At 71.4% G+C, this 24,363-nt stretch carries 19 protein-coding genes and 3 tRNA genes; 10 read left to right on the top strand and 12 right to left on the bottom strand.

Going from position 1 to position 24,363, the window contains the following annotated elements:
• Window positions 1-153: 153 nt before the first annotated feature.
• The 5 genes from ACYVK5_RS02325 to ACYVK5_RS02305 all read left to right on the top strand — a co-directional run bounded on the left by ACYVK5_RS02325 (window position 154) and on the right by ACYVK5_RS02305 (window position 1,886).
• Window positions 154-226 (top strand) — tRNA-Glu (locus tag ACYVK5_RS02325).
• 157 nt (window positions 227-383) lie between these two features.
• Window positions 384-457: transfer RNA gene (locus ACYVK5_RS02320), tRNA-Asp, on the top strand.
• A gap of 64 nt (window positions 458-521) precedes the next feature.
• Window positions 522-594: transfer RNA gene (locus ACYVK5_RS02315), tRNA-Phe, on the top strand.
• 531 nt (window positions 595-1,125) lie between these two features.
• Window positions 1,126-1,554 carry a phage holin family protein gene (locus ACYVK5_RS02310; protein ID WP_460701667.1) on the top strand — a complete coding sequence of 143 codons (429 nt, stop codon included), beginning with the start codon at window positions 1,126-1,128 and terminating at the stop codon, window positions 1,552-1,554.
• On the top strand, window positions 1,551-1,886 hold the full coding sequence (locus ACYVK5_RS02305) for a DUF3618 domain-containing protein (RefSeq protein ID WP_460701666.1): 336 nt from the start codon (window positions 1,551-1,553) through the stop codon (window positions 1,884-1,886). The genes ACYVK5_RS02310 and ACYVK5_RS02305 overlap by 4 nt, the downstream gene beginning before the upstream one ends.
• Window positions 1,887-1,936: 50 nt before the next feature.
• On the opposite strand, the gene ACYVK5_RS02300 is transcribed toward ACYVK5_RS02305, so the two are convergent.
• Window positions 1,937-2,146 carry a BldC family transcriptional regulator gene (locus tag ACYVK5_RS02300; RefSeq protein ID WP_123816003.1) on the bottom strand — a complete coding sequence of 70 codons (210 nt, stop codon included), beginning with the start codon at window positions 2,144-2,146 and terminating at the stop codon, window positions 1,937-1,939.
• Window positions 2,147-2,680: 534 nt separating this feature from the next.
• On the opposite strand from ACYVK5_RS02300, the gene ACYVK5_RS02295 reads away from it, so the two are divergent.
• On the top strand, window positions 2,681-2,911 hold the full coding sequence (locus tag ACYVK5_RS02295; protein ID WP_460701665.1) for a DUF3073 domain-containing protein: 231 nt from the start codon (window positions 2,681-2,683) through the stop codon (window positions 2,909-2,911).
• Between the two features lie 250 nt (window positions 2,912-3,161).
• On the opposite strand, the gene purM is transcribed toward ACYVK5_RS02295, so the two are convergent.
• The 5 genes from purM to ACYVK5_RS02270 form a co-directional block, all read right to left on the bottom strand.
• Complete coding sequence (purM, locus tag ACYVK5_RS02290; protein ID WP_460701664.1) at window positions 3,162-4,271, bottom strand: phosphoribosylformylglycinamidine cyclo-ligase; 1,110 nt, start codon at window positions 4,269-4,271, stop codon at window positions 3,162-3,164.
• 80 nt (window positions 4,272-4,351) lie between these two features.
• Window positions 4,352-5,899, bottom strand: coding sequence for an amidophosphoribosyltransferase (gene purF / locus ACYVK5_RS02285; RefSeq protein WP_460701663.1), 1,548 nt, complete (start codon window positions 5,897-5,899; stop codon window positions 4,352-4,354).
• A 102-nt stretch (window positions 5,900-6,001) separates the two neighbouring features.
• Window positions 6,002-6,361, bottom strand: a complete 360-nt coding sequence (locus ACYVK5_RS02280) for a hypothetical protein (protein ID WP_460701662.1) — start codon at window positions 6,359-6,361, stop codon at window positions 6,002-6,004.
• 94 nt (window positions 6,362-6,455) lie between these two features.
• Window positions 6,456-11,048 (bottom strand): ExeM/NucH family extracellular endonuclease, encoded by a 4,593-nt coding sequence (locus ACYVK5_RS02275; RefSeq protein WP_460701661.1) that lies wholly within the window; start codon window positions 11,046-11,048, stop codon window positions 6,456-6,458.
• 333 nt (window positions 11,049-11,381) lie between these two features.
• Window positions 11,382-11,750 carry a sterol carrier family protein gene (locus tag ACYVK5_RS02270; protein ID WP_460701660.1) on the bottom strand — a complete coding sequence of 123 codons (369 nt, stop codon included), beginning with the start codon at window positions 11,748-11,750 and terminating at the stop codon, window positions 11,382-11,384.
• 37 nt (window positions 11,751-11,787) lie between these two features.
• Here ACYVK5_RS02270 and ACYVK5_RS02265 point away from each other — a divergent pair, with 37 nt between their 5' ends.
• The gene (locus tag ACYVK5_RS02265) at window positions 11,788-12,903 is read left to right on the top strand and encodes an endonuclease/exonuclease/phosphatase family protein (RefSeq protein ID WP_460701659.1); all 1,116 of its coding nucleotides are present in this window, start codon (window positions 11,788-11,790) and stop codon (window positions 12,901-12,903) included.
• A 37-nt stretch (window positions 12,904-12,940) separates the two neighbouring features.
• Here ACYVK5_RS02265 and ACYVK5_RS02260 read toward each other — a convergent pair whose 3' ends face one another.
• On the bottom strand, window positions 12,941-14,653 hold the full coding sequence (locus ACYVK5_RS02260) for an RNB domain-containing ribonuclease (protein WP_460701658.1): 1,713 nt from the start codon (window positions 14,651-14,653) through the stop codon (window positions 12,941-12,943).
• A gap of 151 nt (window positions 14,654-14,804) precedes the next feature.
• Window positions 14,805-17,126 carry a phosphoribosylformylglycinamidine synthase subunit PurL gene (gene purL / locus ACYVK5_RS02255; protein ID WP_460701657.1) on the bottom strand — a complete coding sequence of 774 codons (2,322 nt, stop codon included), beginning with the start codon at window positions 17,124-17,126 and terminating at the stop codon, window positions 14,805-14,807.
• Between the two features lie 366 nt (window positions 17,127-17,492).
• Between purL and ACYVK5_RS02250 the strand changes: the two genes are divergently transcribed.
• On the top strand, window positions 17,493-18,263 hold the full coding sequence (locus tag ACYVK5_RS02250) for a hypothetical protein (protein WP_460701656.1): 771 nt from the start codon (window positions 17,493-17,495) through the stop codon (window positions 18,261-18,263).
• On the opposite strand, the gene ACYVK5_RS02245 is transcribed toward ACYVK5_RS02250, so the two are convergent.
• Window positions 18,212-18,856, bottom strand: a complete 645-nt coding sequence (locus tag ACYVK5_RS02245) for a DUF222 domain-containing protein (protein WP_460701655.1) — start codon at window positions 18,854-18,856, stop codon at window positions 18,212-18,214. The two genes, ACYVK5_RS02250 and ACYVK5_RS02245, sit on opposite strands and share 52 nt — an antisense overlap.
• 95 nt (window positions 18,857-18,951) lie before the next feature.
• Here ACYVK5_RS02245 and ACYVK5_RS02240 point away from each other — a divergent pair, with 95 nt between their 5' ends.
• Both ACYVK5_RS02240 and ACYVK5_RS02235 read left to right on the top strand, forming a co-directional pair.
• A complete protein-coding gene (locus tag ACYVK5_RS02240) occupies window positions 18,952-19,710 on the top strand; it encodes a DUF2599 domain-containing protein (RefSeq protein WP_460701654.1) in 759 nt (252 codons plus the stop codon).
• Window positions 19,711-20,017: 307 nt separating this feature from the next.
• Entirely contained in the window at window positions 20,018-20,359 is a 342-nt protein-coding gene (locus tag ACYVK5_RS02235; RefSeq protein ID WP_460701653.1) for a hypothetical protein, read from the top strand.
• A gap of 125 nt (window positions 20,360-20,484) precedes the next feature.
• On the opposite strand, the gene ACYVK5_RS02230 is transcribed toward ACYVK5_RS02235, so the two are convergent.
• The 3 genes from ACYVK5_RS02230 to ACYVK5_RS02220 form a co-directional block, all read right to left on the bottom strand.
• Complete coding sequence (locus tag ACYVK5_RS02230) at window positions 20,485-21,507, bottom strand: MaoC/PaaZ C-terminal domain-containing protein (RefSeq protein WP_460701652.1); 1,023 nt, start codon at window positions 21,505-21,507, stop codon at window positions 20,485-20,487.
• Between the two features lie 5 nt (window positions 21,508-21,512).
• A complete protein-coding gene (locus ACYVK5_RS02225) occupies window positions 21,513-22,856 on the bottom strand; it encodes a 3-oxoacyl-ACP reductase (protein ID WP_460701651.1) in 1,344 nt (447 codons plus the stop codon).
• Between the two features lie 72 nt (window positions 22,857-22,928).
• The gene (locus ACYVK5_RS02220) at window positions 22,929-24,266 is read right to left on the bottom strand and encodes an acetyl-CoA C-acetyltransferase (RefSeq protein WP_460701650.1); all 1,338 of its coding nucleotides are present in this window, start codon (window positions 24,264-24,266) and stop codon (window positions 22,929-22,931) included.
• Window positions 24,267-24,363 lie beyond the last annotated feature (97 nt).

The following is a 24,363-nucleotide window of genomic DNA, read 5'->3' as shown; positions in this document are numbered from 1 at the left end:
CGGGCACCGCGCGTGTTGTCGAGGTCGAGCCGGGCGCGGGCGAGCCAGGCGGTCGAGCCGGGCGCGGGCGACGGCCCGCCGGTGTGGTGCGCACCCGCCGTGACGGATACGACATGGACGCACGCCGCCGCGCCTGTAGACTTTCCGCGTCCAGCCCCCATCGTCTAGCGGCCTAGGACCCCGCCCTTTCACGGCGGTAGCACGGGTTCGAATCCCGTTGGGGGTACGAAGAGGCGCCAACGCCCCTGCTCAGAGCGGGTTTCACCCGGTGTGAGCCACGCCATCGTCGCAGGGCCGGGATTCAATTTCCGGTTCGGACGCCGGGTGGGTTAGGCTTCTCTCGGTTCGCACGGCGGACCACCTCGGTCGCAGTTTGCGGCCATGGCCCTGTAGCGCAGTTGGTTAGCGCGCCGCCCTGTCACGGCGGAGGTCGCGGGTTCAAGTCCCGTCAGGGTCGCGCTCGATCGCCCGGTATCGTCGGTCTCGACGCGCCGGGCTTTCGCTCACGGCGCCAGCGCCACGGCTCTGTAGCTCAGTTGGTAGAGCGTTCGACTGAAAATCGAAAGGTCACCGGATCGACGCCGGTCGGAGCCACAACGAAACCGCAGGCCAGAGCCTCTAAGGCTCTGGCCTGTCGGCGTTCTGCCACTCGATTCGCGTCTCTGGGGTTCTCACCGGGGTGCGACGCCGGCCCGAGCGACCGGCAGTTCGCTCGCCGACACCCGCGCGGGAGCACGCACATCGCCCGGCAGAGCGTTACCTCATGAACCCAGGCCGCCACGAGCGGGCGCCCGACAACGGCTCCGGTGGCGCTTCTGTTGTCACTCACGCGCGCAATCTTGTCGATGCAGACGAAACTACCTGGAGTCGTCAGCACAAGCGCATGTGGACCACGCGCCGCTCGCTCGCAGAGGCTCAACAGTTGGTCGGTCGTCCAACAACTTCACGACCATACCGCCACATTGCCTCCACATTGCGCATGTCACAGGGGCGGTGTAGACGGAATCCGCGCCGCGCCGCCCCTTGGAATTGCCCTCCGCCTTCCCTACCGGTTGAGTTGACCTCAGCAGATGCATGGCGGGGGCCGCACGGCCCGCGGCAAGCGCCGTGCACGGGGAGGGGCACATGAGCCAGGACACGATGGACGGTACGCCGACGCAGGACCGTCCGACATCGCTCGGCGGGCTCGTCGAGCACATCAGCGAGCAGGCGTCGCGCCTCGTACGGGCGGAGATCGCGCTCGCCAAGGCGGAGCTCACCGACAAGGCGATGAAGTCGGGGATCGGGATCGGGCTGTTCATCGGGGCCCTGGTGGTGCTGCTCTACGCCATCGGCGTACTACTCCTTGCGGCGGTGTACGGCCTGGGCACGGTATGGCCCCTGTGGCTCGCCGCGCTGGCCGTGGGCGGTTTCCTGGTGCTCGTGACGCTGATCCTGGCCCTGGTCGGCCAGGTGCTGCTCAAGAAGGGCACGCGCAAGCCGGAGAGCGTGCAGCGCATCAAGGACGACGTCACGACCATCCGCACGGGCATCCAGGAAGGGCTGCATCGATGAGCACCGAGGACAAGGTACGGCGGGCGCCCTCCAAGGAGGAGCTCGAGGCAGAGGTGCTGCGCACCCGCGCCGAGCTCGCCGCGACGATCGACGAGCTGACGCTCAAGATCAACCCCGCGCACCAGGCTCAGCGGTTCGCGCGGAGCGCCAGGCAGGCGGCCACCGGCGCCGGCCACCGGGCGGCTGGAGCGTTCCAGCGGGAAAAGAAGAGCCCGGTGCCTGAGGGACACCGGGCTCGAAACACCAAGCTTCTCGTGGGTACCGCACTGGGCCTCGCGGCCCTGGGCGCGGTCACGATCACTGTGGTGGTCCTGCGGCGCGCGCGGGGCTGAGCTGGGGCAGCACCCGGCGCGCCATCACCACTGCCTGCCGACCTCGTCGGCTACGCGTCGGAGTCGTCGGGACTCTCGGCCGCTGCACCCAGCAGCGCCCGAACCTCGGACTCCTTGTACCGGCGGTGTCCACCGAGCGTGCGGATCGAAGAAAGCTTTCCCGCCTTTGCCCAACGCGTAACCGTCTTGGGGTCTACACGGAACAAGCTCGCTACCTCGGCAGGCGTGAGCAGGACCTCGGATTCTCCGTGGATGGACATCCCTGCACCTCCTCCGGAACGGCGCCGGCCCTGGCGGCACCAGGTTCTTGACGGCTCCCGCTCTCTCACCATTGTTAGCAGCAAACAGGATTTAGGCGACTTGAGAGCGGACTCATTTCGCTCACATTCTCCGACGCGTCTCTCCGCAACGGAGCGCCCAACGACGCAACCATAGCGCGAACCCCCGGCCAGTAAGCGATTCGTCCCCATTTGTCGCCATCTTCTACCATCATCTCGCATCACCTGGCTACGAACTCCTCGTCGAGGGCAGTTCGCGACGCGCGAACACCGTCGCGTCATGTCGGTCACGACACACGACGACACTCCGTCACGTCATCACGTCCAGCGCCTTCAGGCGCGTCCCGATGCGAATGGTGCCGAAGATCACCGGCGCATCGGACGAATCACACGTGCAGACTGGAGGAAACCGCGTACAACCATGTACCGTTAGAGCCTGGACAGATCAAGCACACTCCGGGGCCGCGCGTCTGTTGCACGTCGCCGCCCCGCTCCTACGTTGAGGGGGTCGGAGCCATGGGCCGCGGCCGTCAGAAGGCAAAGCAGACCAAGGTTGCTCGAGCGCTGAAGTACTACAGCCCTGAGACCAACTACCACGCCCTCGAGCAGGAGCTCCGAGGCGGGAAGTCCCACACGGATGTGGCGACGGACGATTCCCGCTGGAACGCCTCCGAGGGCGAGGACGATGACAACCGCTATGCCGACTGGGCTGACTTTGACGATTCGAACGAGCGCCGAGATCACTGACACAGAGTTCTCCGCCTCCGATCGTCGACCACCTCAGTAGTCGTCAGTCCACCCACAGCAGCCTCGCCCGTAGTCGGCGCGCCCACCGAGGCGTGCGACGGCGTCGGCGAGGGCCGCTGTGCACAGATGCCGCCCTCCCGGGACTCGAGGGCGCTCGACCGTAGGTGAAGTGTGTCCTCGCGGACCACTTCACCTTGTCACGTCCTGCAGGGCCGGCCCCCTCATAGGGGTCGCGCCCGCCGCGGCGTCGTCAGCGGTAGTCGTTCACCAGGCGCACCGCGCCCCCCTGTACCCCCTTGGTGCCGCCCACCAGCCCCTCGGACGTACCCGCCACGGCATCGAGGGCTTCGATCCGCCCGAGTTCCCACGCCGGAACGCCGAGCGTCTCCAGGCGGCGCAGGGCGGCGTCGGCCCCCTCCGCGTCGACCACCGCGACCATCCCGACGCCCAGGTTGAGGGTGTTCTCGAGGTCGCCGCGCGGCACGGCGCCAAGCTCCCGCACCATCCGGAAGACCGGCGGCACCTCCCACGAGGCCCGGTCCACGGTCGCCACGGTGCCGGCGGGCAGGACACGCGCCAGGTTCGCGGCGAGCCCTCCGCCGGTCACGTGCGTGAACGCGTGCACGCGCGCCCCGTCGTCGGCCGCGAGGGCCAGGACGTCGCTCGCGTACACGCGCGTCGGCTCCAGCAGCTCCTCGCCGAGCGTGCGTCCGAACTCCTCGACGTGGCGGTCCAGCTCCCAGCCGGCGTGCTTCACCACGGCGCGTACCAGCGAGTACCCGTTCGAATGGAGCCCGGAGGACCCCATGGCGATCAGGACGTCACCCTCGCGCACGCGGTCGGGCCCCAGGACGGCGTCGGCCTCGACGATCCCCGTGGCGGCACCCGCGACGTCGTACTCGTCGGGCGCGAGCAGGCCTGGGTGCTCGGCGGTCTCCCCGCCCACGAGGGCGGTACCGGCCACCTCGCATGCCTGGGCGATCCCGCGCACGATGTCCGCGACGCGCTCCGGGACCACCTTTCCGGTGGCGATGTAGTCCGTCATGAACAGGGGCTTCGCACCCACGACGACGATGTCGTCCACGACCATTCCTACGAGGTCGAACCCGATCGTGTCGTGCGTGTCGAGCGCCTGCGCGATCGCCACCTTCGTGCCGACGCCGTCCGTGGACGTGGCGAGCAGGGGCTTGCGGTAGTCCCGGAACGCCGACATGTCGTACAGCCCGGCGAACCCGCCCACGCCACCGAGGACTTCCGGCCCCTGCGTGCGCCGCACGGCGTCCTTCATCAGCTCGACGGCCTTGTCGCCGGCTTCCGTGTCGACCCCTGCGGCCGCGTAGGTGAGCCCTTCGGATGTCACTGGTACTCCATCACTGGTCAGGTCGGTGGTCCGGGGACGACGGCGGTGGTGGCGCGGTCTCGCGTCACCACCGGTCGGTGTCAGGGGTGGTCGAGCGCGCCGGCTCCGCCGGCGGAGACCGCGAGGGTCGACAGCCCGTCCTCGGGGGCTCCCAGGGGAAGCTCGGCTTGTTCGAGCAGGTGCTTGCCGAGCCGGTCGTCCGGCGGCAGCTCGATCGGATACTTACCGGTGAAGCACGCCGCGCACAGCTGAGAGGCGGGCTGCTCGGTCGCGGCGATCATGCCCTCGGTCGAGATGTAGCCGAGGCTGTCGGCCCCGAGCGACTGCCCGATCTCCTCCACGCCGAGCCCGTTGGCGATCAGCTCGGCGCGTGACGCGAAGTCGATGCCGTAGAAGCACGGCCACTTCACCGGTGGCGACGAGATGCGCACGTGCACCTCGGCGGCGCCGGCCTCGCGCAGCATGCGGATCAGCGCACGCTGCGTGTTGCCGCGCACGATCGAGTCGTCGACCACCACGAGGCGCTTGCCGCGCACGTTCTCGCGCAGCGGATTGAGCTTCAGCCGGATGCCGAGCTGCCGCAGGGTGTCCGACGGCTGGATGAACGTCCGCCCGACGTACGCGTTCTTCGTGAGTCCCTGCCCGAACGGGATACCGGACTCGGTCGCGTAGCCGATGGCGGCGGGCGTCCCCGATTCCGGCGTCGCGATGACGAGGTCCGCGTCGACCGGGTGTTCGCGGGCGAGAATCCGTCCCATCTCGACGCGTGCCGCGTGCACGGACCGCCCGTTCAGCATGTGGTCCGGCCGGGCCAGGTAGACGTACTCGAAGACGCAGCTCGCCCGCTCGGCCGACGCGAACCGGGTCGAGCGGAGCCCGTCGGCGTCGATGCAGATCAGCTCACCCGGCTCCACGTCGCGCACGTAGGAGGCCCCGACGATGTCCAGCGCGGGCGTCTCGGAGGCCACCACCCAGCCTCGCTCCAGGCGGCCCAGCACCAGCGGGCGCACCCCTTGCGGGTCACGGGCCGCGTAGAGCGTCGTCTCGTCCATGAACACCAGCGAGAACGCGCCACGCAGCCGGGGGAGCACCTCGAGCGCCGTCGTCTCCAGCGTGTGGTCGGCATCGCCCGCGAGCAGGGCGGTGATGAGCGCGGTGTCGGTGGTGTTCCCGCGGGCGAGCTCACCGCGGCGCTGGGCGCCGTACCGCTCGGCGACCAGGTCGACGAGCTCGGCGGAGTTGATCAGGTTGCCGTTGTGGCCGAGGGCGACCGTGCCGGAGGCCGTCGGGCCGAGAGTGGGCTGCGCGTTCTCCCACGTCACGCCGCCCGTCGTGGAGTAGCGGCAGTGGCCGAGAGCGATGTGACCGGTCAGCGCGTTGAGCGCGGTCTCGTCGAATACCTGGGACACGAGACCCATGTCCTTGTAGACGAGGATCTGGTCACCGTTGCTGGTCGCGATGCCGGCGGACTCCTGGCCGCGGTGCTGGAGCGCGTACAGGCCGAAGTACGTGAGCTTGGCGACTTCCTCGCCGGGGGCCCATACTCCGAAGACGCCACAGGCGTCCTGGGGACCCTTCTCCCCGGGCATCAGATCGTGGTTCAGGCGGCCGTCCGGGCGCAGAGGCATGACACGAGTATCCCACGACGGGGATCCGCCGCGGTCGCCCGCTCCCGCGCGCAGATGTGACGTGCGTGACCCTTCCGGCGGCCGTCCGGCGCCGGGTCCCGCTCAGCGGCGACGGCGGGAGCGCTCGTACCTGCGGACGCTTCGGCGGTCCGCCAGGACCGCCAGCAGGCCGGCCACGAGCGTCGTGAAGGTGGCGGTGAAGGCGACGGTCACCGCGACGTAGACACCGGGCTTCAGCATCCCTTGCGCCTCGGGGGTGCCGATGACGTAGTAGCCGAGCCCCAGGCCGATCGCGATTCCGAGGATCGCCCCGGCCATCAGGAACCGGCCGTAGCGCGGCGCGCGGCGCACGTCCCCCGGGTCGACCACGTCCTGCAGGGGCACCTCGGCGTGCTGGGGTTTACCGGCCTGGTCGTCTGGCTCCGGGCCGGTCCGCGGGGCGGTCGAGGGGGTGTCGCTCACGGTCCCAGCCTACGAGGTCGCGGGAACGATCGGTGGCGGCAAAGCGGCCGGCCGGCCGTGCGATGCACGACCGGCCGACCGTTCGGCGCTCAGGTCACTCGGAGACGAGTGCCCAGGGGCTGCCCCACCACCAGAAGAAGCCCGGGGCCCAGTGGATGTTCGGGCGCTTGGCCTCGTAGAGCTGACCGCGGTACATCACCTGGTCACCCCACCAGTAGAGCTTCCACGGCTGCCACTCGGGGGCGGACGGCGCGGCGTCCTCGACCGTGACGGGCATCGCGATGCTCGTGCCGGACGGCTCGGCGGCGACGTACAGCACGTACTCCCCCGCCGCGGTGTCCGCCGGGACGGTCGCCGTGACCGACGTCCCGCCGTCGGACACCGGGAAGGTCCCGAGCGGCGCGCCCTCGGAGACGTCCTCGCCGACGGCGGCGAGGACTGCCTCGGCCTCCGTGTTCTGCGGGGCGCCGAGTGAGGTCAGGTCGAGTTCCGAGAGCTCCACGCTCACGTCGTCGCCCGCCGTGACCGTGCCCGGAAGGGCGTCGACGACGGCGTGCGTCCGCGCGAACGACGGCGACAGCGGCGAGTTCGTCTCGAGGTACTCGATCCACGCCTCCCGGTCCACCAGACCCGAGTCGCGCACGTCGCTCCCCTCCGTGAACACCCGGAAGTTGTCGCCGCCGGACATCAGGAACGAGAACGTGGCGACGCGGTACTCCGCCGCCGGATCGACCGGCACGCCGTCGATGGTGATCGACGAGATGTTGTCGCCCGGGGTGGCGTTCGGGTCGTCGGTGGACGCGGTGTAGGAGACGTTGTCCGAGAGCCCGAGCGCCAGGTAGGGGCGCGACGGGCGGTTGCCGTCCTCGTCCGTCTGCCACTGCTGCTCCAGCAGCGTCTCGAGCTGCGCACCGGTCAGCGTGACCGTGAGCAGGTTGTTGACGAACGGCAGCACGGCGTTGGCCTCGGCATACGTGACCACGCCGTCGCCCTCCGCCCCCGAGGCGGCGTAGTACAGGTCGTTGCGCAGCCCGCCGGGGTTGGCGACCCCGAGGTCGGCGCCGCCGCGCTCCTCGCTCGCGAGCGAGTCGCGCATCGCGTTCGCCACGAGGTTGCCGAGCGCCGACTCCGACGCCCTGTCGTCGCGGTCGCCACCGGTCCACACGCCGTCCGTGTACTCCCCGCCGGCGAACGCCGTGGTGATGTCCCCGGTGATCTCGCCGACCGGCGCGGCACCGATCTCCTCGGCCTCGTCGAGCGCGGCCTGGACGATCGCGTTCACCTCCGCGACGCGCGGGTAGGTCTCGATCAGTTCGTCGTCCGGCGTCTCCGTGCGGGCGACGTTCTCCGCGGTGTAGTCCGTGACCTCGAAGGTCTCGGTGTCGACCGTGAGGGTCACGTGGCCCAGGTTGGAGCCGTAGTCACCGGTCTGGATGATCGGCCGGGTGGCACCGTCGGAACCGGGGACCGGGGCGTCCCACGCGTACTCCTTGTGCGTGTGGCCGGTGAAGATGGCGGCGACGCGCGGGTCCGTGTCCTCCACGAGCTCCGCGAACGGGCCGCCGACGGCGACCTCGTCCTCGAGCGTGGCGCCTTCCGGCGTACCCATGCTCGCGCCGTCGTGGGCCAGCGCCACCACGAGATCGGCCTCACCGTTCTCGACGTCGCCGTCGAGCAGCTCGTCCGTCACGCGGTTGATCGCCTCGGTGGGGCTGCCGAACTCGAGCCCCTCGATCCCGGCCGGAGTGACGAGCGTGGGCGTCTCCTCGGTCACGACGCCGACGAATCCGACGTCGATCCCGCCGATCTCCCGCACCGCGTACTCCGGCAGCGCCGGCTCACCCGTGGCCTCGTCGTAGACGTTGGCACCCAGGTGGTCCCAGTCCGCCGCGTCGGTGACGCGGCCGGTCAGGTCATCCATCCCCTGGTCGAACTCGTGGTTGCCCACCGCCGACGCGGTCAGCCCGAGCGCGTTCAGCACGTCGATCGTCGGCTGGTCCTGCTGCAGCGCCGAGGCGAACAGCGAGGCGCCGATGTTGTCGCCGGCCGAGACGAAAGCCGTGGCGTCCGGGTTCTCCGCGCGGATCTGCTCGACCGTCCCGGCGAACGCGACGGTGTTGCCGTCGATCCGGCCGTGGAAGTCGTTGATGTCCACCAGGTCGATCGTCGCCGTGCCCGGGTCCGTCGTGCCCTCGCCGAGGTCGAGTCCGACCAGGAGCGGGTCGTGGTCGGAGGACCGGAACGGCGACTCGTCGTAGAGGATCGTCGCGTTGTAGTTGTACCGGCTGTACTCGTTCGCGACGGGCTCGTACGAGTTGATGTTCCAGATGTCGGTACCGGTCACGGCCTCGGCCGCGCCCGGCGAGGCGAGCACGTGGTCGAGCGAGCCGACCTGGCCGCCGTAGTTGTAGGAGTACTTGCCCGTGGCGGCGCCGAGGTTGATGTAGCCGGCGTCGGCCATGACCTGGATCGGGTCCTCCTGCTCGTAGGCGTTGAAGTCGCCCACGAGCAGCACCTTGTCCGTGTCGGCCGCCGCGGCCTGCTCCTCCGCGAACGCCACGAGTGCCGTCGCCTGGCGCACGCGGGACTCGTTCGAGTTGGCCTGGCCGTCGCCCTGGTCCTCGTCGCCCGGCCACGGCCCGACCGAACCCTTGGACTTGAAGTGGTTGGAGATCACGAGGACGTCGTCGCTCGTGTCCTCGGCACCACCGGCAGGCTGGAACACCTGGGCCAGGGGCTGCCGGGCGTTGCCGAACGCCTCGTCGCCGATCAGCATGGACGACTCACCCACGGGCTCCGCCGAGGCGGTCCGGTAGATGAACGCGTTGCGGATCACGTCGTCGGCGTCCTCGGCCGGAACCTCGGCCGGCGATTCGGTGTACGCCCAGGTACCCGCGCCCTCGACGGCGTTGAGCGCGTCCACCAGGTCGCTCAGGGCCTGGTCGCGGTCCTTGCCGAGGAAGTGCCGGGAGTTCTCGATCTCCTCGAGGGAGACGACGTCGGCGCCGAGCGCGGAGATCGCGCCGACGATCTTGACCTGCTGGCGCGCGAGGTTCTCGTCGTTCGCCGCGCCGCGCGCGAGACAGCCGGTCCGCACCGAGATCGGGTTCCCGTCGCGGTCCGTGTAGTACTCGCATCCGTCGAGCTCGTCACCCGTGGTCGTGAAGTAGTTCAGCACGTTGAAGGTGGCGACCTTCAGAGAGCCGCCCACCTCGGCGGGCGCCGCCTCGCGGGTGTCCTCGAACTCTGCCGGCTGGACGGCGTCCGCCGTGTCCGGCGTGAGCTGTCCCTGCGGCTGAAGGCCCCAGGCGCTGTAGCGGTAGTCGAGCACGACAGGACGCGTGAAGGTCACCGCCGCGCCGACACGCACCGGGTCGCCGCCGGTCAGCCACGGGAGCGGCTTCGACTTGTTCGACGACGAGTTGTAGTTCCACGAGGACCCGTCGTCGAGCAGGACCGCGCGGGCCTCGTTGTCGGCGATCTGCGCCTCGTACTCGGCCGAGAGCGGGCGGCCTGCCGTGGTGGGCTGCACCAGTGGCGAGTCCCCGGCGGCCAGGCCGATCGAGCCGTAGTAGTTGGTCTGGTAGTTGTCCGTGATCGTGAAGTCGCCCTGCGGCGCGAGCAGCATGCCCTCGATGGCCTCGCGCCCGGCGTCGTCGCCGGGCCATGTGGTCAGCAGCGGCTCGACAGCGGCACCGTCGTCGAGCACGGTCCAGGAGTCGGCCGAGATCTCGGTGAGCCCGTAGTACTCGGTGACCTCGCCGGTGACCTCGACGGAGTCGCCGACGGACAGCTCCGACGCGGCTGCGGAGGAGTACACGAAGACCGCGTCGGAGGCGCCGGGCGTCGCGTCGGCCGCCGGGTCGCCGCCGGTTCCGGCGGTCTGGATGTACAGACCGTCGAAGCCGCCGGTGGGGTAGGCGGCCGTGACGACACCCTGCGTCGTGACGGTCTCACCGGCGAGCGGCGAGTCGGTACCGGTGCCCTGGATCTCCGCGATCGAGACAGCCTCGGCCGGCCCGCTCGCCGAAGGGCTCGGCTCCGGAGTCGGGGACGGCTCCGGGCTCGTCCCACCGGAGTTCGTCGGGGTGACCTCGGCGGTGAACTCGAAGTCGGCGGAATTGTCGTCGGTGTCGTTCGTGCGGTCCAGCGATCCGACGGTGCCGGTGCCCTGGCCGGCAGGAGCAGCGGCGACCTCGAAGGTGTCCGCGGAGCCGTAGCCGAGCAGGTCCACGAGGCCTGCGACGTCTGAGACCGCACCCTTCGGCGGTTCGACGGCGGTGGCCTGGGATGCGAGCGCGATGACGCCCGAGGTGCCGCTCGTGTTGAGGCTCCCCGTGACGTCCGGGGTGGGCAGCGGATCGCCGTTGGACCCGTTCGCCCCGCCCTGTACCAGGAAGTACCCGCCGGCCTCGATCGTGCCGCTCAGCGCGGTGATCCCGCTGACCGACGACCCACCGGACGACTTGTACTGCACGGACCAGCCGTCGAGGCTGACCGCCTCGCTCGTCGGGTTGTGCAGCTCGACGAACTTGTGGGAGTACGCCTGCCCGGCGCTACCGCCCACCAGGTAGGCCTCGCTGATCACGACGTGGCCGCTGTCCGGCCCGCCGGCGGCGGCGACGGCGGGGACGGCCGACATGGCGCCGACAGGCAGCGCGATGGATGCCGCGATGCCGGCGGCCATCACAGCCCGGCCTCGATTACGGGATTGCGGCCCTATGGGCCGGGGCGTGCTGGGTCTCACGCTGACTCCTTCTGCAATAGCGGGCCGCTACGCGGCCCGGGGAACAGCTCTGCCTAGTGGTGCGCGACGTCGATCGGGGTCGCCATGGTCCGCTACGCCGCAGGCGTACACACTGCTGGTCACGGACACGGGTCCAAACCAACCATCACACCGTGAACCACCGGTTACGACGGGGAAAAAAGCGCCTCGCCCACCGCACGAACACCGCCTCGATCACGCACCCGTGAGAGTAGTGGGGGACACCGACATCCACACGCGAGAGGCGGGTTCGCGTCAGCTCACCCGGAGGCGCAGCGGCACGAGTTCCGAGAGGTCCGAGCGCTCTCCGGATGCGGCGACCCGCCCGTCGGCAACGGCATCGCCCCAGGCCACACGCCCTGTCACGAGTCCGAGCCAGGTCTCGGGATCGGTCTCGACGACGTTGGGTGGCGTACCCCGCGTGTGGCGGGGACCCGCCACCGCCTGAACCGCCCCTGCCGGCGGGACGCGCACCTCGACGGCGTTACCGGGGGCGATGTCGGCCAGCTCCTCGAGGGTGAACCGCACCGCCGTCGTGACGTCACGACGCTCGGTGGATCCCTCGGACCATGCCACGAGCGCGGCACGCCCGGTCGCAGGGTCGGTACGACGGCGGGACGGCATGCGACCAGCATAGGGAAACTTGTGGCACCCTTCGCGAATGACCCACCACAGCGACGGATACGCGCCGCCGAGGGCCTTCCCGGAGCCGATCCGGTACGGCGACGAAGCCCCTCACGAGGGCGACCACTCCGGCGGCGGGTACCACGACGACGAGCGGCGTGGCCCGACCGGCCCGCAGCGGGCCGTCACCTGGTTCCTGTGGATCTGCTCGGCGCCCGTGCTCGCGGTCCTCGGCTCGCGCGCGTTGCCCGACGACGGCATCACGCCCGTCGCGCAGCTGGTCCCGTTCTTCCCGTACGCCGTCCTCGCGGCCGTTCCGCTCGTGGTGCTCGCCGTCATGGGCCGTCGGTACGTGCTGTCGCTGATCCTGGCGGCGTGCGTCACCGTGGGCGGCTACGTCGTGGCGTCGGCGTTCATTCCGGGCGAACAGCAGGCGACCGGCGCGAACCCCGCCGACGCGGGGACGCTCCGGGTGATGACGGTCAACGTGCTGTACGGCGCCGCGGACGCCGGGTGGGTCGTCGAGACCGTGCGGGCCGAAGGTGTCGAGGTCCTGGCGGTCCAGGAGCTCACGCCGGAGTTCGAGGAGGCGATGGCCGACGCCGGGATCGACGAGCTGCTGCCCCACCAGGTCACGGGAAAGGTCGAGAGCGGTAGCGCGGCGGGCAGCGGTCTCTACTCGGCACTGGAACTCACGGAGCAGCAGGCGGGCGAGTCCTCGACCTTCGCGATGCCGTCCGCCGTGGTGGACGCGGGCGGGCTGGACGTGCGGATCCGCACCGTCCATCCGGTGCCGCCGATGCCGGGCGGCACGGCCACCTGGAAGCGGGAACTGCGCGAGCTCCGCCAGGTGACGCGCGCGGACACGACGGCCCAGATCCTGCTCGGGGACTTCAACGCGACCTACGACCACGCATCCTTCCGCGACATCCTCGGCAGCCGTTTCCACGACGCCTGGCGGGAGAAGGGCGCCGGGCTCGAGCGCACCTGGCCCGAGGGGAAGACCTTCCCCCTGCTGGACCGGCAGATCCCGGCACTGATCGCCGTGGACCACGTGGTCGTGGACAGCTCGATGCGGGTGGCCGACGTCCGCTCCCGGATCGTTCCGGGCGCCGATCACCGCGCGGTGCTGTCGACGATCGTGGTGCGCTGACCGCCGTGGCCGGTGGTCCGTCGACCGCCGCGTCCGCTCATCGGACCCGTGTCCACTCCTGGGGCAGGGACACCTGACCGCTGTCGGACGCCGCGGTGCTTCCGTCCGCGGGGTCCGACGGCGGAGCCTCGCCCGGCATGGCCTGCTCGCCCGGCGCGGCCGGCTCGTCCGGCGCGGCCCACGCCGCGGGCCGGACGGGCTCGGCCTGCGCCGGCGGAACCTCACCCGCGTCCTCAGGCCCGGCACCGCCCTCGACACCGTGGACCACGAGGACGAACTCGACCTCGTGCGCGTCGATGTCGGCCAGGGCGAGCCGCACCCGGACCCGTTCCCCGAGCGGCAGGTCCGGGCCGCTGACCATGGCACGGACCGCCGGTTCGGCGAGCACGATCGTGCCTCGCTCGCCGTCGTCGTCGATGTCCACGACCACGCCGTCGAACTCCTCGCCGACCCGGCCCTCCAGGAGGGTCGCCTCGAGGATCTCCACCACGGCGCGCTCGAACTGCGCCGCGCGGTGGCCTGCGGCGGCCATCTCTCCGGGGAGCGCCCCGAGCGCCGAGAGCACCCAGTCGGGCACCGGTTCGTCCGCGGCGAGGGCGAGGCAGATCTCGGTGGTGTAGCGGTCCACGAGCCGTCGCAGCGGCGCGGTGACATGCGCGTAGTCGGCGGCGAGCGCATGGTGTCGGGTGTCGGCGGGGACGGGAACGGTGCCCGAGCCGTCCTCCTGCAGATGACCGAACGCCACGTAGCCGGCGCCGCGGAACAGCGTCGTCGCCTCGTTGAGGAACGCCGCGTGCTGCGGCACCCGCGACTCGAGCGCCGGGATCAGGTCCGCGTACGGCATGTCGCCGGGCCAGTCGATCTCGAGAGCCCGCGCCGTTCGGCGCAGCCGCGCGATGTCCCGCTCGTCGGCCTCGGGCAGGGTACGCAGCACGCCCACGCCCGCCTCACGCATCATCGTCGCCGCGGCCATTCCGGTGAGCAGCGAGATCTGCGCGTTCCAGCCCTCGACGGGCAGGTTGCGACGGAACTCGAGGGAGAACGAACCGTCCTCGACACGCTCCACCTCCTGCTCGGGCACGTCGAGCGAGACGCCGCCGCGTTCGCGCTCGAGGTCCTGACGCAGGCGCCCGACGTCGGCCAGGAGCTGGAGCGACTCGCTCGCCGTGCCGTCGTCCAGGGCGGCCTGCACCTCCGCATAGGTGAGCCGCTCACGGTTGCGGACCACCGCGCGGACGACCGTCGCCGACGTGATCTCGCCGCGCGAGTCCAGGCCGATCGTCCACAGGGCGGCGGGCCGGTCCTCGTCCGGCAGCAGACTGACGGCACCCTCGGAAAGCAGCTTCGGGTGCAGGGGCGTGTTCGTGTCCGGTCCGTAGACCGTCAGTCCACGACGATGCACCTCGGCGTCGAGCGCCCCGTCCGGCTCCACGGCGAAGCCGAGGTCGGCGATGGCGTACCGGACGATGTAGCCGTCGCCCGACTGCGTCACGTGCACCGCTTGGTCGAGGTCGAGCGAGCCGGGCGGATCGATGGTGACCAACTCGATGTCGCGGCGGTCCTGGCGCGCGACGCCGGTACGGCTGCCGTCCGGATCCGGCGCGACGTCACGCTCCGCGACGGAACGCGACTCCTCGAGGACGTCGGCGGGGAACATCGGCGGAAGCCCGATCTCGGCACGCAGCGCGGCGAGGGCGCCGACGACGTGGTCCGGCGTGGCAGGCGCGAGGCGCATCTGACGGTTCGGCATGCTGCCGAAACTACAGCGTGTGGCGAAACTCGCGACTTATCGGCGGGCGCCGGAGCGAGACGCCGGTCGGGCACGGCCCGGAACGGGCGCGACGGCGGCCCCGCCGGGCCGGAGTCGCCCCCGGCCCGGTGGCGGAACAGCCGGGGTCAGGTCAGCCGAAGATCGCCGGAAGCGTACCCTCGTGCAGCTCGCGCGCCTCGTCCAGCGGGATCTCGAAGTGGCCCTCGACCTCCACCGAGTCGCCGCCCGTGACGCCCAGCCGCAGCGCCGGCACGCCGTACTCGTCGGCGAGGTGGATGAGATCGACCTCGTGATCCTGCGTCACGGCGACCAGCACACGCGCGGTCGACTCGCTGAACAGCGCGACGAACGGGTCGACCTTGTCACGTCCGGTCACGCCCTCGAGCGCGATCCTGGCGCCGACGCCGAAGCGCAGGGACGCCTCGAGCACCGCCTGCGCCAGCCCGCCCTCCGACAGGTCGTGGGCGGCGACCTCGAGTTCGTCCTTGCGCGCCGCGACGAGCAGCGCCGCGAGCGCCCGCTCGGCCTCGAGGTCCACCTGCGGCGGGAGGCCACCGAGGTGCCCGTGCACGACGTCGGCCCACGCGGAGCCGTCCAGCTCGTCCCGCGTGGTGCCGAGCAGCATCACCGAGAGCCCTTGGGTGCGCCAGCCCGAGGGCAGCGCGGTCCGGACGTCGTCGAGCACGCCGAGCACGCCCACCACCGGGGTGGGATGGATCGCCGAGTCGATCTGCCCGGGCTCCCCCGTGCCGTTGTACAGCGAGACGTTGCCGCCGGTGACCGGCACGCCGAGGGTCTGGCAGGCGTCCGCGAGGCCCTCGATCGCCTCCACGAGCTGCCACATCGAGTCGGGGTGCTCGGGCGATCCGAAGTTCAGGCAGTCGGTGACCGCGAGCGGCTCGGCGCCGACGGTGGCGACGTTGCGGTACGCCTCCGCGAGGGCCAGCGCCGCGCCCGTGCGCGGGTCGAGCTTGCCGTAGCGGCCGTTCGCGTCGGTGGCGAGCGCGATGCCGAGGCCGGTGGACTCGTCGACGCGGACCACGCCTCCGTCGTCGGGCTGGGCCAGGGCCGTGTTGCCCTGGACGAACCGGTCGTACTGGTCGGTCACCCAGGCCTTGGAGGCGAGGTTGGGGGAGCTGAGCAGGCGCAGCGCGGTCTCGCGCAGGTCCTCGCCGGACGCCGGGCGGGCGAGGCCGGCCGCGATGTTCCCGTTCGCGTTGAGGCCGTCCTGCCACTCCGGGCGGGTGTACGGCCGGTCGTAGACGGGTCCCTCGTGGGCCACGGTCTTGGGGTCGACGTCGACGATCCGCTGGCCGTGGTGGTCGATGGTGAGCCGGCCGCTGTCGTTGACCTCGCCGATAACGGCGGTCTCGACGTCCCACCGGCTCGTGATCGCGAGGAACTCGTCGAGCTTCTCGGGCCGGACGACGGCCATCATGCGCTCCTGCGACTCCGACATGAGGATCTCGCCGGCGTTCAGCGTGGGGTCGCGCAGGAGAACGTCGTCGAGGTCGACGTGCATGCCGCCGTCGCCGTTCGAGGCGAGCTCGCTGGTGGCGCAGGAGATGCCGGCGGCGCCGAGGTCCTGGATCCCTTCGACGACCTTCGCGCCATACAGCTCGAGGCAGCACTCGATGAGCACCTTCTCCATGAAGGGGTCGCCCACCTGCACGGACGGCCGCTTCGCGGGGACGCCGTCCTCGAACGTCTCGCTCGCGAGGATCGAGGCGCCGCCGATGCCGTCGCCGCCGGTGCGGGCGCCGAAGAGGACCACCTTGTTGCCCTGGCCGGACGCGCTGGCGAGGTGGATGTCCTCGTGCCGCAGCACGCCGAGGCAGAGCGCGTTGACGAGCGGATTGCCCTGGTAGGAGCTGTCGAAGACGAGCTCGCCGCCGACGTTGGGCAGGCCGAGCGAGTTGCCGTAGCCGCCGACGCCGCTGACCACGCCGTGCACCACCCGCGCGGTGTCGGGGTGGTTGACGTCGCCGAACCGGAGCTGGTCCATGACGGCGGCGGGCCGGGCGCCCATCGAGATGATGTCGCGCACGATGCCGCCGACGCCGGTGGCGGCACCCTGGTACGGCTCGACGAACGACGGGTGGTTGTGAGACTCGACCTTGAAAGTGACGGCCCAGCCGTCGCCGATGCCGACGACACCGGCGTTCTCGCCGATGCCGACGAGGAGGTTCCGCTTCATCTCCTCGGTGACGCGATCGCCGAACTTGCGCAGGTGCACCTTCGACGACTTGTAGGAGCAGTGCTCGCTCCACATCACCGAGTACATCGCGAGCTCGGCGGCCGTGGGCCGGCGGCCGAGGATGTCGCGGATGCGCTGGTACTCGTCCTGCTTCAGACCCAGCTCGCCGAACGGCTGGACCTCGTCGGGCGTGGCCTTCGCGTTCTCGACCGTGTCGAGGACGGGACGTGCGGCCTGGGACGCGGGCGCGGTCATGTATCCCTCGCGTGCAGTGGGGGAAGCGCAGAGCAACGGCTGCGCGGGAACGTTGCGCGGAAGGCGCGCGCACAGTCTATCCGCCGTGCGGCGGGAGTGCTCCGATCAGGCCGGTGAGACGCGACACCGCAGGTCAGAGGCGACAGGGTGGAGGGTGCCGCGGCGCATCCGCATCGTCGGCGGCGTCGTCGGCACGAAATGTGAGGCAGCTCATCGACCAAGGTCACGCTGTCGCGCGCACCACACCGAGCTTCAGCGTGCCCGGCAAATCGGATATGCGTCATTTGCGAACCTTGCCGAAGCCACAGAAAACCCATCCTGGCCAGGGGGTTTCGCACCCTTACCATGAAGTGGTTTGATGCGCACATGCAGATGCTTCGCACTTTTGCCAAGGATGCCTTCCGTTTCGGGCTGGCCTCCTGGCGATGGCTGGGCATCAACGGCAAGACCCCTCGCTTCACCACCTGCTTCGGCGACGTCTTCCTCGAGTCCCTCGAAGGCTGGTGGTTCCTGGACACGATGGAGGGGACGCTCGAGTTCCGCTGGACCACGGCCGTCGACATGTACGCCGAGCTCGAGGCGTCCGAGGGCCGCGCGACCTACCTCATGGACGACATCGTCCGGGACGCCGAGCGGCGGGGCCTGCGGCTGGGCCGCAAGGACGTCTTCACGTTCAACCCTCATCCCGCGCTCGGCGGCGAGATGACCGCCGACCACCTCACGACGATGCGCTTCAGCCTCGCGCTCAACTGGGCCGGGACGATGCACGAGCAGCTCCGCCAGGAGCCCGTGCACTCCGCCGCGCAGCCCCAGGCGCCGTCGGCCGCGCACTGGGTCGTCGAGGCGCCGCCGGTACGCGTCGACACGGCACACCCGGCCTACGCCGAACCGCACCCGCCGACGGGATCGTTCGCGATCACCGGACCGTACGGCCACCCCGTCCCGGCCGAGACCGGCGCTCACCACCAGGTGCCCGACACGGGGACCTTCCCGCACTACGCCCCGCAGAGCACCTACGACGCTCCGCCCATGACCGGGCAGCACATGGCGGCAGCCGCCCCGGCGCCGCGCGAGGACCCCCGGCCCTACGTGCAGGCGGGCGAGCCCCCGGCCTGGGAAGACATCTGGCGCCGCTGACGCGCGGAACCCGCCTCGGCACGGCGCCGCCTCGGCGCCCGCAGCCGGCGCTCCCGCTCGACCCGGGCGATCTGGCTCAGCTCGGCCACGGTGACCGTCCGGGCATGCCGCAGCAACCGCGTTTCCAGCGCGGCACGCCCGCCGCGATGCAGCCCGCAGGTGTATCCCAGGATGGTCTGGGCGTGCCCGTAGGAGATCTTGCCGCCCCGCAGCGCCGCGAGCGTCCGGGGGTGCTGGTGCACCAGGGCACGCGACTCCTCGACGAGTCCCGCCGCCGCGTCCGGCGACAGACGCAGGACATCCGCGAGCCGGTCCGCGACGATGCCGGCGGCGACGTCCTCGACCTCCTCGGCCCCCACCCCGCCGGCGTCGGCCGACGCGGGCAGGATCTCCTCGACGTGCGCGCCCGCCCACGCGCCGAGCTCGCTCATCAGAACCGCGCGCGACGCGGCGAGTGACGCGAGCAGGGCGTCCACCGCCGCCACCGCATCGATCGCCTCCGCGAGCGACCGGAACCCGTCCTGCTCCGGCTCCACCGTGACCGCTCCCCTCGTCACGACGACCGACCTGCTGGTGGTAGTGCTACCGCCCATGGTTCACCCTCCCGGACCGCATTTTCGAACGTGTGTTCTAACAGTAGCGCCGACCTGCGGGCGCCGCCACCGCGACGCTCCGGGAGAATGGCGCCGTGCGAGCCTCACACGTCATCACCGTCGCGGCCGCGGCCCTCCTCCTGGCCGCACTCGTCGCGTCGCGCGCGGAACCCGGCGGCGACGCCACCGGTCCCACGGCACCCGCCACCTCGCCGAACGAGGTTCCGGCGTCGCCGCCCCGGGACGGCCCGAGCCCTGCTCGGACGCCGGACCCCCCGCCCCTGGAGCACCGGACCGTCACCGTCGCGGGTGTCGAGGTGGAGATCACGGCCGCCGAGGTCACGATCGGCGAGGCCCGCCAGGACGGGACTCGGCGCGTCACGACGTCGGGGGCGCCCTCGTACGGGACCGGGACGTCCGGGGCGGAGGTCGTCGAGCACGCCGACGAGAGCGTCACCGTGCTCCGGGACGGCGCCGTCGTCGCCGCCCTCACCCCCGAGGCGGGCGGAGGGCCGGCGGGGGCGAACGCCTCGCCGTCGCGCGGCACGGCCCTCGTCCTCGGCGCCGATGCGCTCGGCTCGGCGACCTGGGCCCAGCGGGAGGGCGAGGGCGGCCTGTCGCTGGCGGTCGTTCCCGAGGCCTGGGTGCGGAGCGGCGGCCAGGCGGCACTCGACCTGCTCACCGCGCAGCTCGCCGCCGCGGAACCGGAGGCCGACAGCGACACGATGCGTGACCAGCTCGCCTGTCACCACTTGGGCGCGCCCGACAAGGCGTCCTGGAACCTGGAGCCGTGGCGCCCCGACGTCGGGATGTTCGGAACGATCGCGGCGCGCTGCAACCCGACGGAGTCCTGACCGGGACGGAGAGATGCCCGATTCCGAACGACCCTCACAAGGCGACACGCGGCCGTAATGGGATCGTGACGTAGCACGCCTCGATTCGGCGTGCGAGCCGAGCCGTCATCAGGTTTCCTGAAAGTGGTGCGGGCGTCGGCAAGGGGCGTCGCGGCATCGACAGGACGTCATCAGCAACCCCCAGCTGATCCTTGCGCGGCCCCCGGGTCGCGGCAAGCACTACCCCCCGCGTCCCCAGACCACGTGGGAGCCCCGTGCAGGGGTCACCAACACCGGCACGGCAGAACCTCGGCAGGGAGGCTCCCCCATGACTCGTGTACTCGCCCTGGGAACAATCGTCGCCATCGGCTGCGGCGCGCTGCTCGGTCTCACGCTCGCCTACGGCCAGTGGATGCTCGCCATCGGCGCACTGATCCTCGGCGTCGGGGGAGCGGCCGTCGTCGCTCTCATCGCGCCCGAACCCACGCCCGCCATCGCCCCCGTCACCCTCAGCGGTCCCGTCGTCCGCCCGACGATCGAGCTCGACGACGAGTCCGACGACGAACTCGTCGCCGCACCGGCGTCCGACGAGAACCCCGAGACGATCTCGGCACCCGCACCGGCACTTCTGCCCCTCGATCGGGACCGGACGATCCCGAGCGCGGCCTGACGTCCGCCGGCGGTCTCCCCCTCCGTCCCGCCGCCGGACCGCGAGCGGTGGTCGGCATGCGGCGCTCCGCGGCGCTCCGTAGCGGTCCGACGCGGGAACGGCTGGTCGACGCCGGGACCCCGGGTTCAGAGTGGCGTGACCGTGCCCCGGAGATGGCGTGTCGTCCGGCCGGTGCGCCACCCGTCGTAGACAAAGCCCCCGGCCGGGCCCGGCGCGGTGCCGGCGTCGGCGTCGGCGTCGATGTCGATGTCGGACGCGTAGCGGATCGCCAGATCGACGGAACCCGGCAGCAGCACGGGCTTGAAGAACTCGGCGGTCCACTCGTACGCCTCGCCACGCCGGGCCGGGCCCACCTCGGCCAGGGCGCGCGCCGCCGTGTACATCCCGTGGGCGATCGCGCGCGGGAACCCGAACGCCTTCGCCCCGAGCGCGGACAGGTGGATCGGGTTCCGGTCGCCCGAGACGGCCCCGTACTCCGGGCCGATGCTCTTCCCGAGGCGCCACCGCGCCGTCGGCAGCGGCGGCGCCCAGGGAGCGCGGCCGGCGTCGGGCGTCCGCTCTCCCGCCGCGTCCACGCCCGGGGCCTCCCGGTCCGGTGCCGCATCCGCGTCGCCGGGCACGCCGAACCCCTTCGCGAGGTACGTCGAGACCCCGCGGTATGCGAGCGCGCCGCCCACGAGGATCTCCGCGACGAGGTCCACCCGGGCGCCACGGCGATGGGCGCGGGCGTTCTCCGCCCATGCCCGGATCTCCAGCCGGTCACCCAGCCGCACCGGTCGCGACACGCGGACCGTGTTGCTCAGGTGCACCATGCCGAGCAGCCCCAGCGGGAAGTCCGGACGCACCATGACCTCCGTCGCCAGCGGGAACGCGAGGACGTGCAGGAATCCCGCCGGTAGCACGTCCGACGCCGGCTCCCCCACCACGTCCTGGTACGCGGCCAGACGGGCGGCGGCGCCCGCGGTACCGACGTCCGCCACGCGGTACGCGACCCGCGGGAGCACGACGCCGGCCCGGGGACGCTTCGCCACCGAGCCCGCGGCGCCCTTCGCATACAGCCCGCCCAGCGACGGCACCTCGGCGAGCTCGGAGACGCTGTAGGACGACGGAACCCCGGCCTCTGGTGCGGACCTCGTCTCGGTGGTCATCACGGTCACTTGCCCACCAGGTGCTGGCCGCACACGCGCAGCGTCTGGCCGTTGACGCCCGCCGCCGGATCGGACGCGAGGAAGCAGATCGCCTCCGCGATGTCCACCGGCTCGCCACCCTGCGCCAGGGAGGGCAGCATCCGCGCCACCGAGCGGGTGGCGAACGGGATCCGCGCGGTCATCTCCGTCTCGATGAAGCCCGGCGCGACGGCGTTCGCTGTGCCGCCCATGGTGGCGACGAGCGGTGCCGTGGCCGCCGTGTGGCCGATGACACCGGCCTTCGAGTAGCCGTAGTTGGTCTGGCCCTTGTTGCCGGCGATGCCGGAGGTCGACGCCAGGGAGACGATCCGCAGGCCCTGCACGCCCGCCTCCAGGAGCCGCGCGTTGATGCGCAGCTGCGAGGCGAGGTTGACGGCAATGACGGAGTCCCAGCGGTCGGCCTTCATGTTGGCGAGCAGCTTGTCGCGGGTGATGCCGGCGTTGTGGACCAGGATGTCCAGCCCGCCGAGCGGCTTCGCGGCGGCCAGGATCTTGTCGGCGGCGTCGGCGGCGGTGACGTCGAGCTGGAGGGCGACGCCGCTCACGGAGTTGGCGACGGCGGACAGCGCCTCGCCCGCCGGCGGCACGTCGACCACGACGACCTTCGCGCCGTCGCGGGCCATCGTCCTCGCGATGGCGGCGCCGATCCCGCGCGCGGCCCCGGTCACGACCGCAACCTTGTCGGCCAGCGGCCGGTCCCAGTCGATGTCGCCGGCGGCACCCGACGGGCCGACCGGAAGGATCTGCCCGTCGACGTACGCCGACTTCGCCGAGAGGAAGAAGCGCAGGCTCGCGACGGCGGAGACGGAGTCGACGGCGGCGCCGCCGGTCAGCTGGATGCCGTTCGCGGTGGATCCTCCGCGGAGTTCCTTGCCGAGCGAGCGCACGAATCCCTCCACGCCCGCGCGGGCCGCGGCGAGCGCCGGGTCGTCCCCGGGCTCGGGGGCCCGGGAGACGGTGACGACGCGGCCGTTGCCGGCGAGCCTGCGCAGGGTCCCGGCGACGGTGAGGACCGCCCCGGAGACGTCCTCGGGGTGTCCCGCGCCGGAGAGCACGAGGAGGACGGCGCCGAGCTTCTCCCCCTCGGCCAGGTCCGCCGTGCGGCGCACGTCGACGTCCCAGCCGGTGAGGACCTTGGCGACGGCGTCGGCGTCGGGCGCGGAGGCGTCGTCGGACACCACGAGCACCGGGCCGACGGTGAGCGGGCTGCCGGCCTTGTACCGGCGCAGGATCGCGGGCTGGGGCAGCCCGAGCTTCTTGACGAGCGGCTTGAAGCCGCCGTTGGCGAAACGGGTGTAGCTGTCGGTCACGGTGCCCTCTTGGATCGTGGTGGTCGAGACGTACGGGAGGAAGCTGTCGGGAGCGCGAAGGGGTGGATCTGGTCAGGCGGACTCGACGAGTGCCGTGACGCCCAGGCCGCCCGCCGCGCAGACCGAGATCAGCGCGCGGGCCGGGGTGCCCGTCTCGGCCGCCCTGGCGTGCACGAGCTTCGCCGCCGTGGCGACGATGCGGCCGCCGGTCGCGGCGAACGGGTGGCCGGCGGCGAGCGAGGAGCCGTTCACGTTCAGCCTGCTGCGGTCGACCTTGCCGAGGGCGCCGGGCAGGCCCAGCTCGTCGCGGCAGTAGGCCTCGTCCTCCCAGGCGGCGAGCGTGGTGAGGACGGTCGCGGCGAACGCCTCGTGGATCTCGAAGAAGTCGATGTCCTCGAGGGTGAGGCCGTTGCGGGCCAGCAGGCGGGGCACGGCGGCGGCCGGGGCCATGAGCAGCCCGTCGTGGCCGTGCACGAAGTCCACGCCGGCGGTCTCGGCATCGACGAACTTCGCGAGGACGGGCAGGTCCCGCTCCTCGGCCCAGTCGCGCGAGCCGAACAGCACCGCGGACGCGCCGTCGGTCAGCGGGGTGGAGTTGCCGGCGGTCATGGTGGCCGTTGCCGGCGAGCCGTCCTCGCCGACGAACTCGCGGCCGAAGACCGGCTTGAGCTTCGCGAGCTTCTCGGCCGAGGTGTCGCCGCGCACGTTGTCGTCCCGGGACAGGCCGCGGAACGGCGTGACGAGGTCGTCGAAGAAGCCGTCCTCCCAGGCGCGGTACAGGTTCTGGTGCGACCTCAGCGCGATCTCGTCCTGTGCCTCGCGGGTGATGCCCCACTTCGCGGTGGTGATGGCCTGGTGCTCGCCCATCGAGAGACCGGTGCGCGGCTCGCCCGTGTCGGGTGTCTCGGGCGCGAGCCACTTCGGGTGGCCGAGGACGGGGAGCAGTGCCTTGATGCGGTCCCCCGTGCTGCGGGCGTGACTGGCCTGCAGCAGGGCGCGGCGCAGCTTGTCGCCGACGGCGATCGGCGCGTCGGAGATCGTGTCGGTGCCGCCGGCGACGGCGGACTCGATCTGGCCCAGCTTGATCTTGTTGGTGACCGCGATCGCGGCCTCCAGGCCGGTGCCGCAGGCCTGCTGCAGGTCGTACGCGGGCGTCGCCGGCGCGAGGGACGAGCCGAGCACGCTCTCGCGGATCAGGTTGAAGTCGCGGCTGTTCTTCAGCACGGCACCGCCCACCACCTCGCCGAGGAGTTCTCCCTGCAGCCCGAAGCGGGCCACGAGGCCCTCCAGGGCGGCGGTGAACATGTCCTGGTTGCTGGTCCGGACGTACTTCTTGCCGGCTCGGGAGAACGGGATGCGGTTGCCGCCGATGATGACGGCCTCTCGAGTGGCGGGGATGGAAGAGGCCATGTCGTCAGATCCTTCACGTCGTTTGGGAAGTTCTTGGGCGGATGTGGACTCGGACGGTGTCCGAGACTCACAGTACCTGATACTGTCAGTCTCGTGA

Source organism: Myceligenerans halotolerans (assembly GCF_054782975.1).
This window is presented reverse-complemented; position numbering and strand designations above follow the sequence as displayed.

Coding starts and splice junctions, on each gene's coding strand:
- ACYVK5_RS02310 (WP_460701667.1), top strand. CDS start 1,126: ATGAGCCAGGACACGATGGACGGTACGCCGACGCAGGACCGTCCGACA.
- ACYVK5_RS02305 (WP_460701666.1), top strand. CDS start 1,551: ATGAGCACCGAGGACAAGGTACGGCGGGCGCCCTCCAAGGAGGAGCTC.
- ACYVK5_RS02300 (WP_123816003.1), bottom strand. CDS start 2,146: ATGTCCATCCACGGAGAATCCGAGGTCCTGCTCACGCCTGCCGAGGTA.
- ACYVK5_RS02295 (WP_460701665.1), top strand. CDS start 2,681: ATGGGCCGCGGCCGTCAGAAGGCAAAGCAGACCAAGGTTGCTCGAGCG.
- purF (WP_460701663.1), bottom strand. CDS start 5,899: ATGCCTCTGCGCCCGGACGGCCGCCTGAACCACGATCTGATGCCCGGG.
- ACYVK5_RS02275 (WP_460701661.1), bottom strand. CDS start 11,048: ATGGCCGCCGGCATCGCGGCATCCATCGCGCTGCCTGTCGGCGCCATG.
- ACYVK5_RS02270 (WP_460701660.1), bottom strand. CDS start 11,750: ATGCCGTCCCGCCGTCGTACCGACCCTGCGACCGGGCGTGCCGCGCTC.
- ACYVK5_RS02265 (WP_460701659.1), top strand. CDS start 11,788: ATGACCCACCACAGCGACGGATACGCGCCGCCGAGGGCCTTCCCGGAG.
- ACYVK5_RS02260 (WP_460701658.1), bottom strand. CDS start 14,653: ATGCCGAACCGTCAGATGCGCCTCGCGCCTGCCACGCCGGACCACGTC.
- purL (WP_460701657.1), bottom strand. CDS start 17,126: ATGACCGCGCCCGCGTCCCAGGCCGCACGTCCCGTCCTCGACACGGTC.
- ACYVK5_RS02250 (WP_460701656.1), top strand. CDS start 17,493: ATGCAGATGCTTCGCACTTTTGCCAAGGATGCCTTCCGTTTCGGGCTG.
- ACYVK5_RS02245 (WP_460701655.1), bottom strand. CDS start 18,856: ATGGGCGGTAGCACTACCACCAGCAGGTCGGTCGTCGTGACGAGGGGA.
- ACYVK5_RS02235 (WP_460701653.1), top strand. CDS start 20,018: ATGACTCGTGTACTCGCCCTGGGAACAATCGTCGCCATCGGCTGCGGC.
- ACYVK5_RS02230 (WP_460701652.1), bottom strand. CDS start 21,507: ATGACCACCGAGACGAGGTCCGCACCAGAGGCCGGGGTTCCGTCGTCC.
- ACYVK5_RS02220 (WP_460701650.1), bottom strand. CDS start 24,266: ATGGCCTCTTCCATCCCCGCCACTCGAGAGGCCGTCATCATCGGCGGC.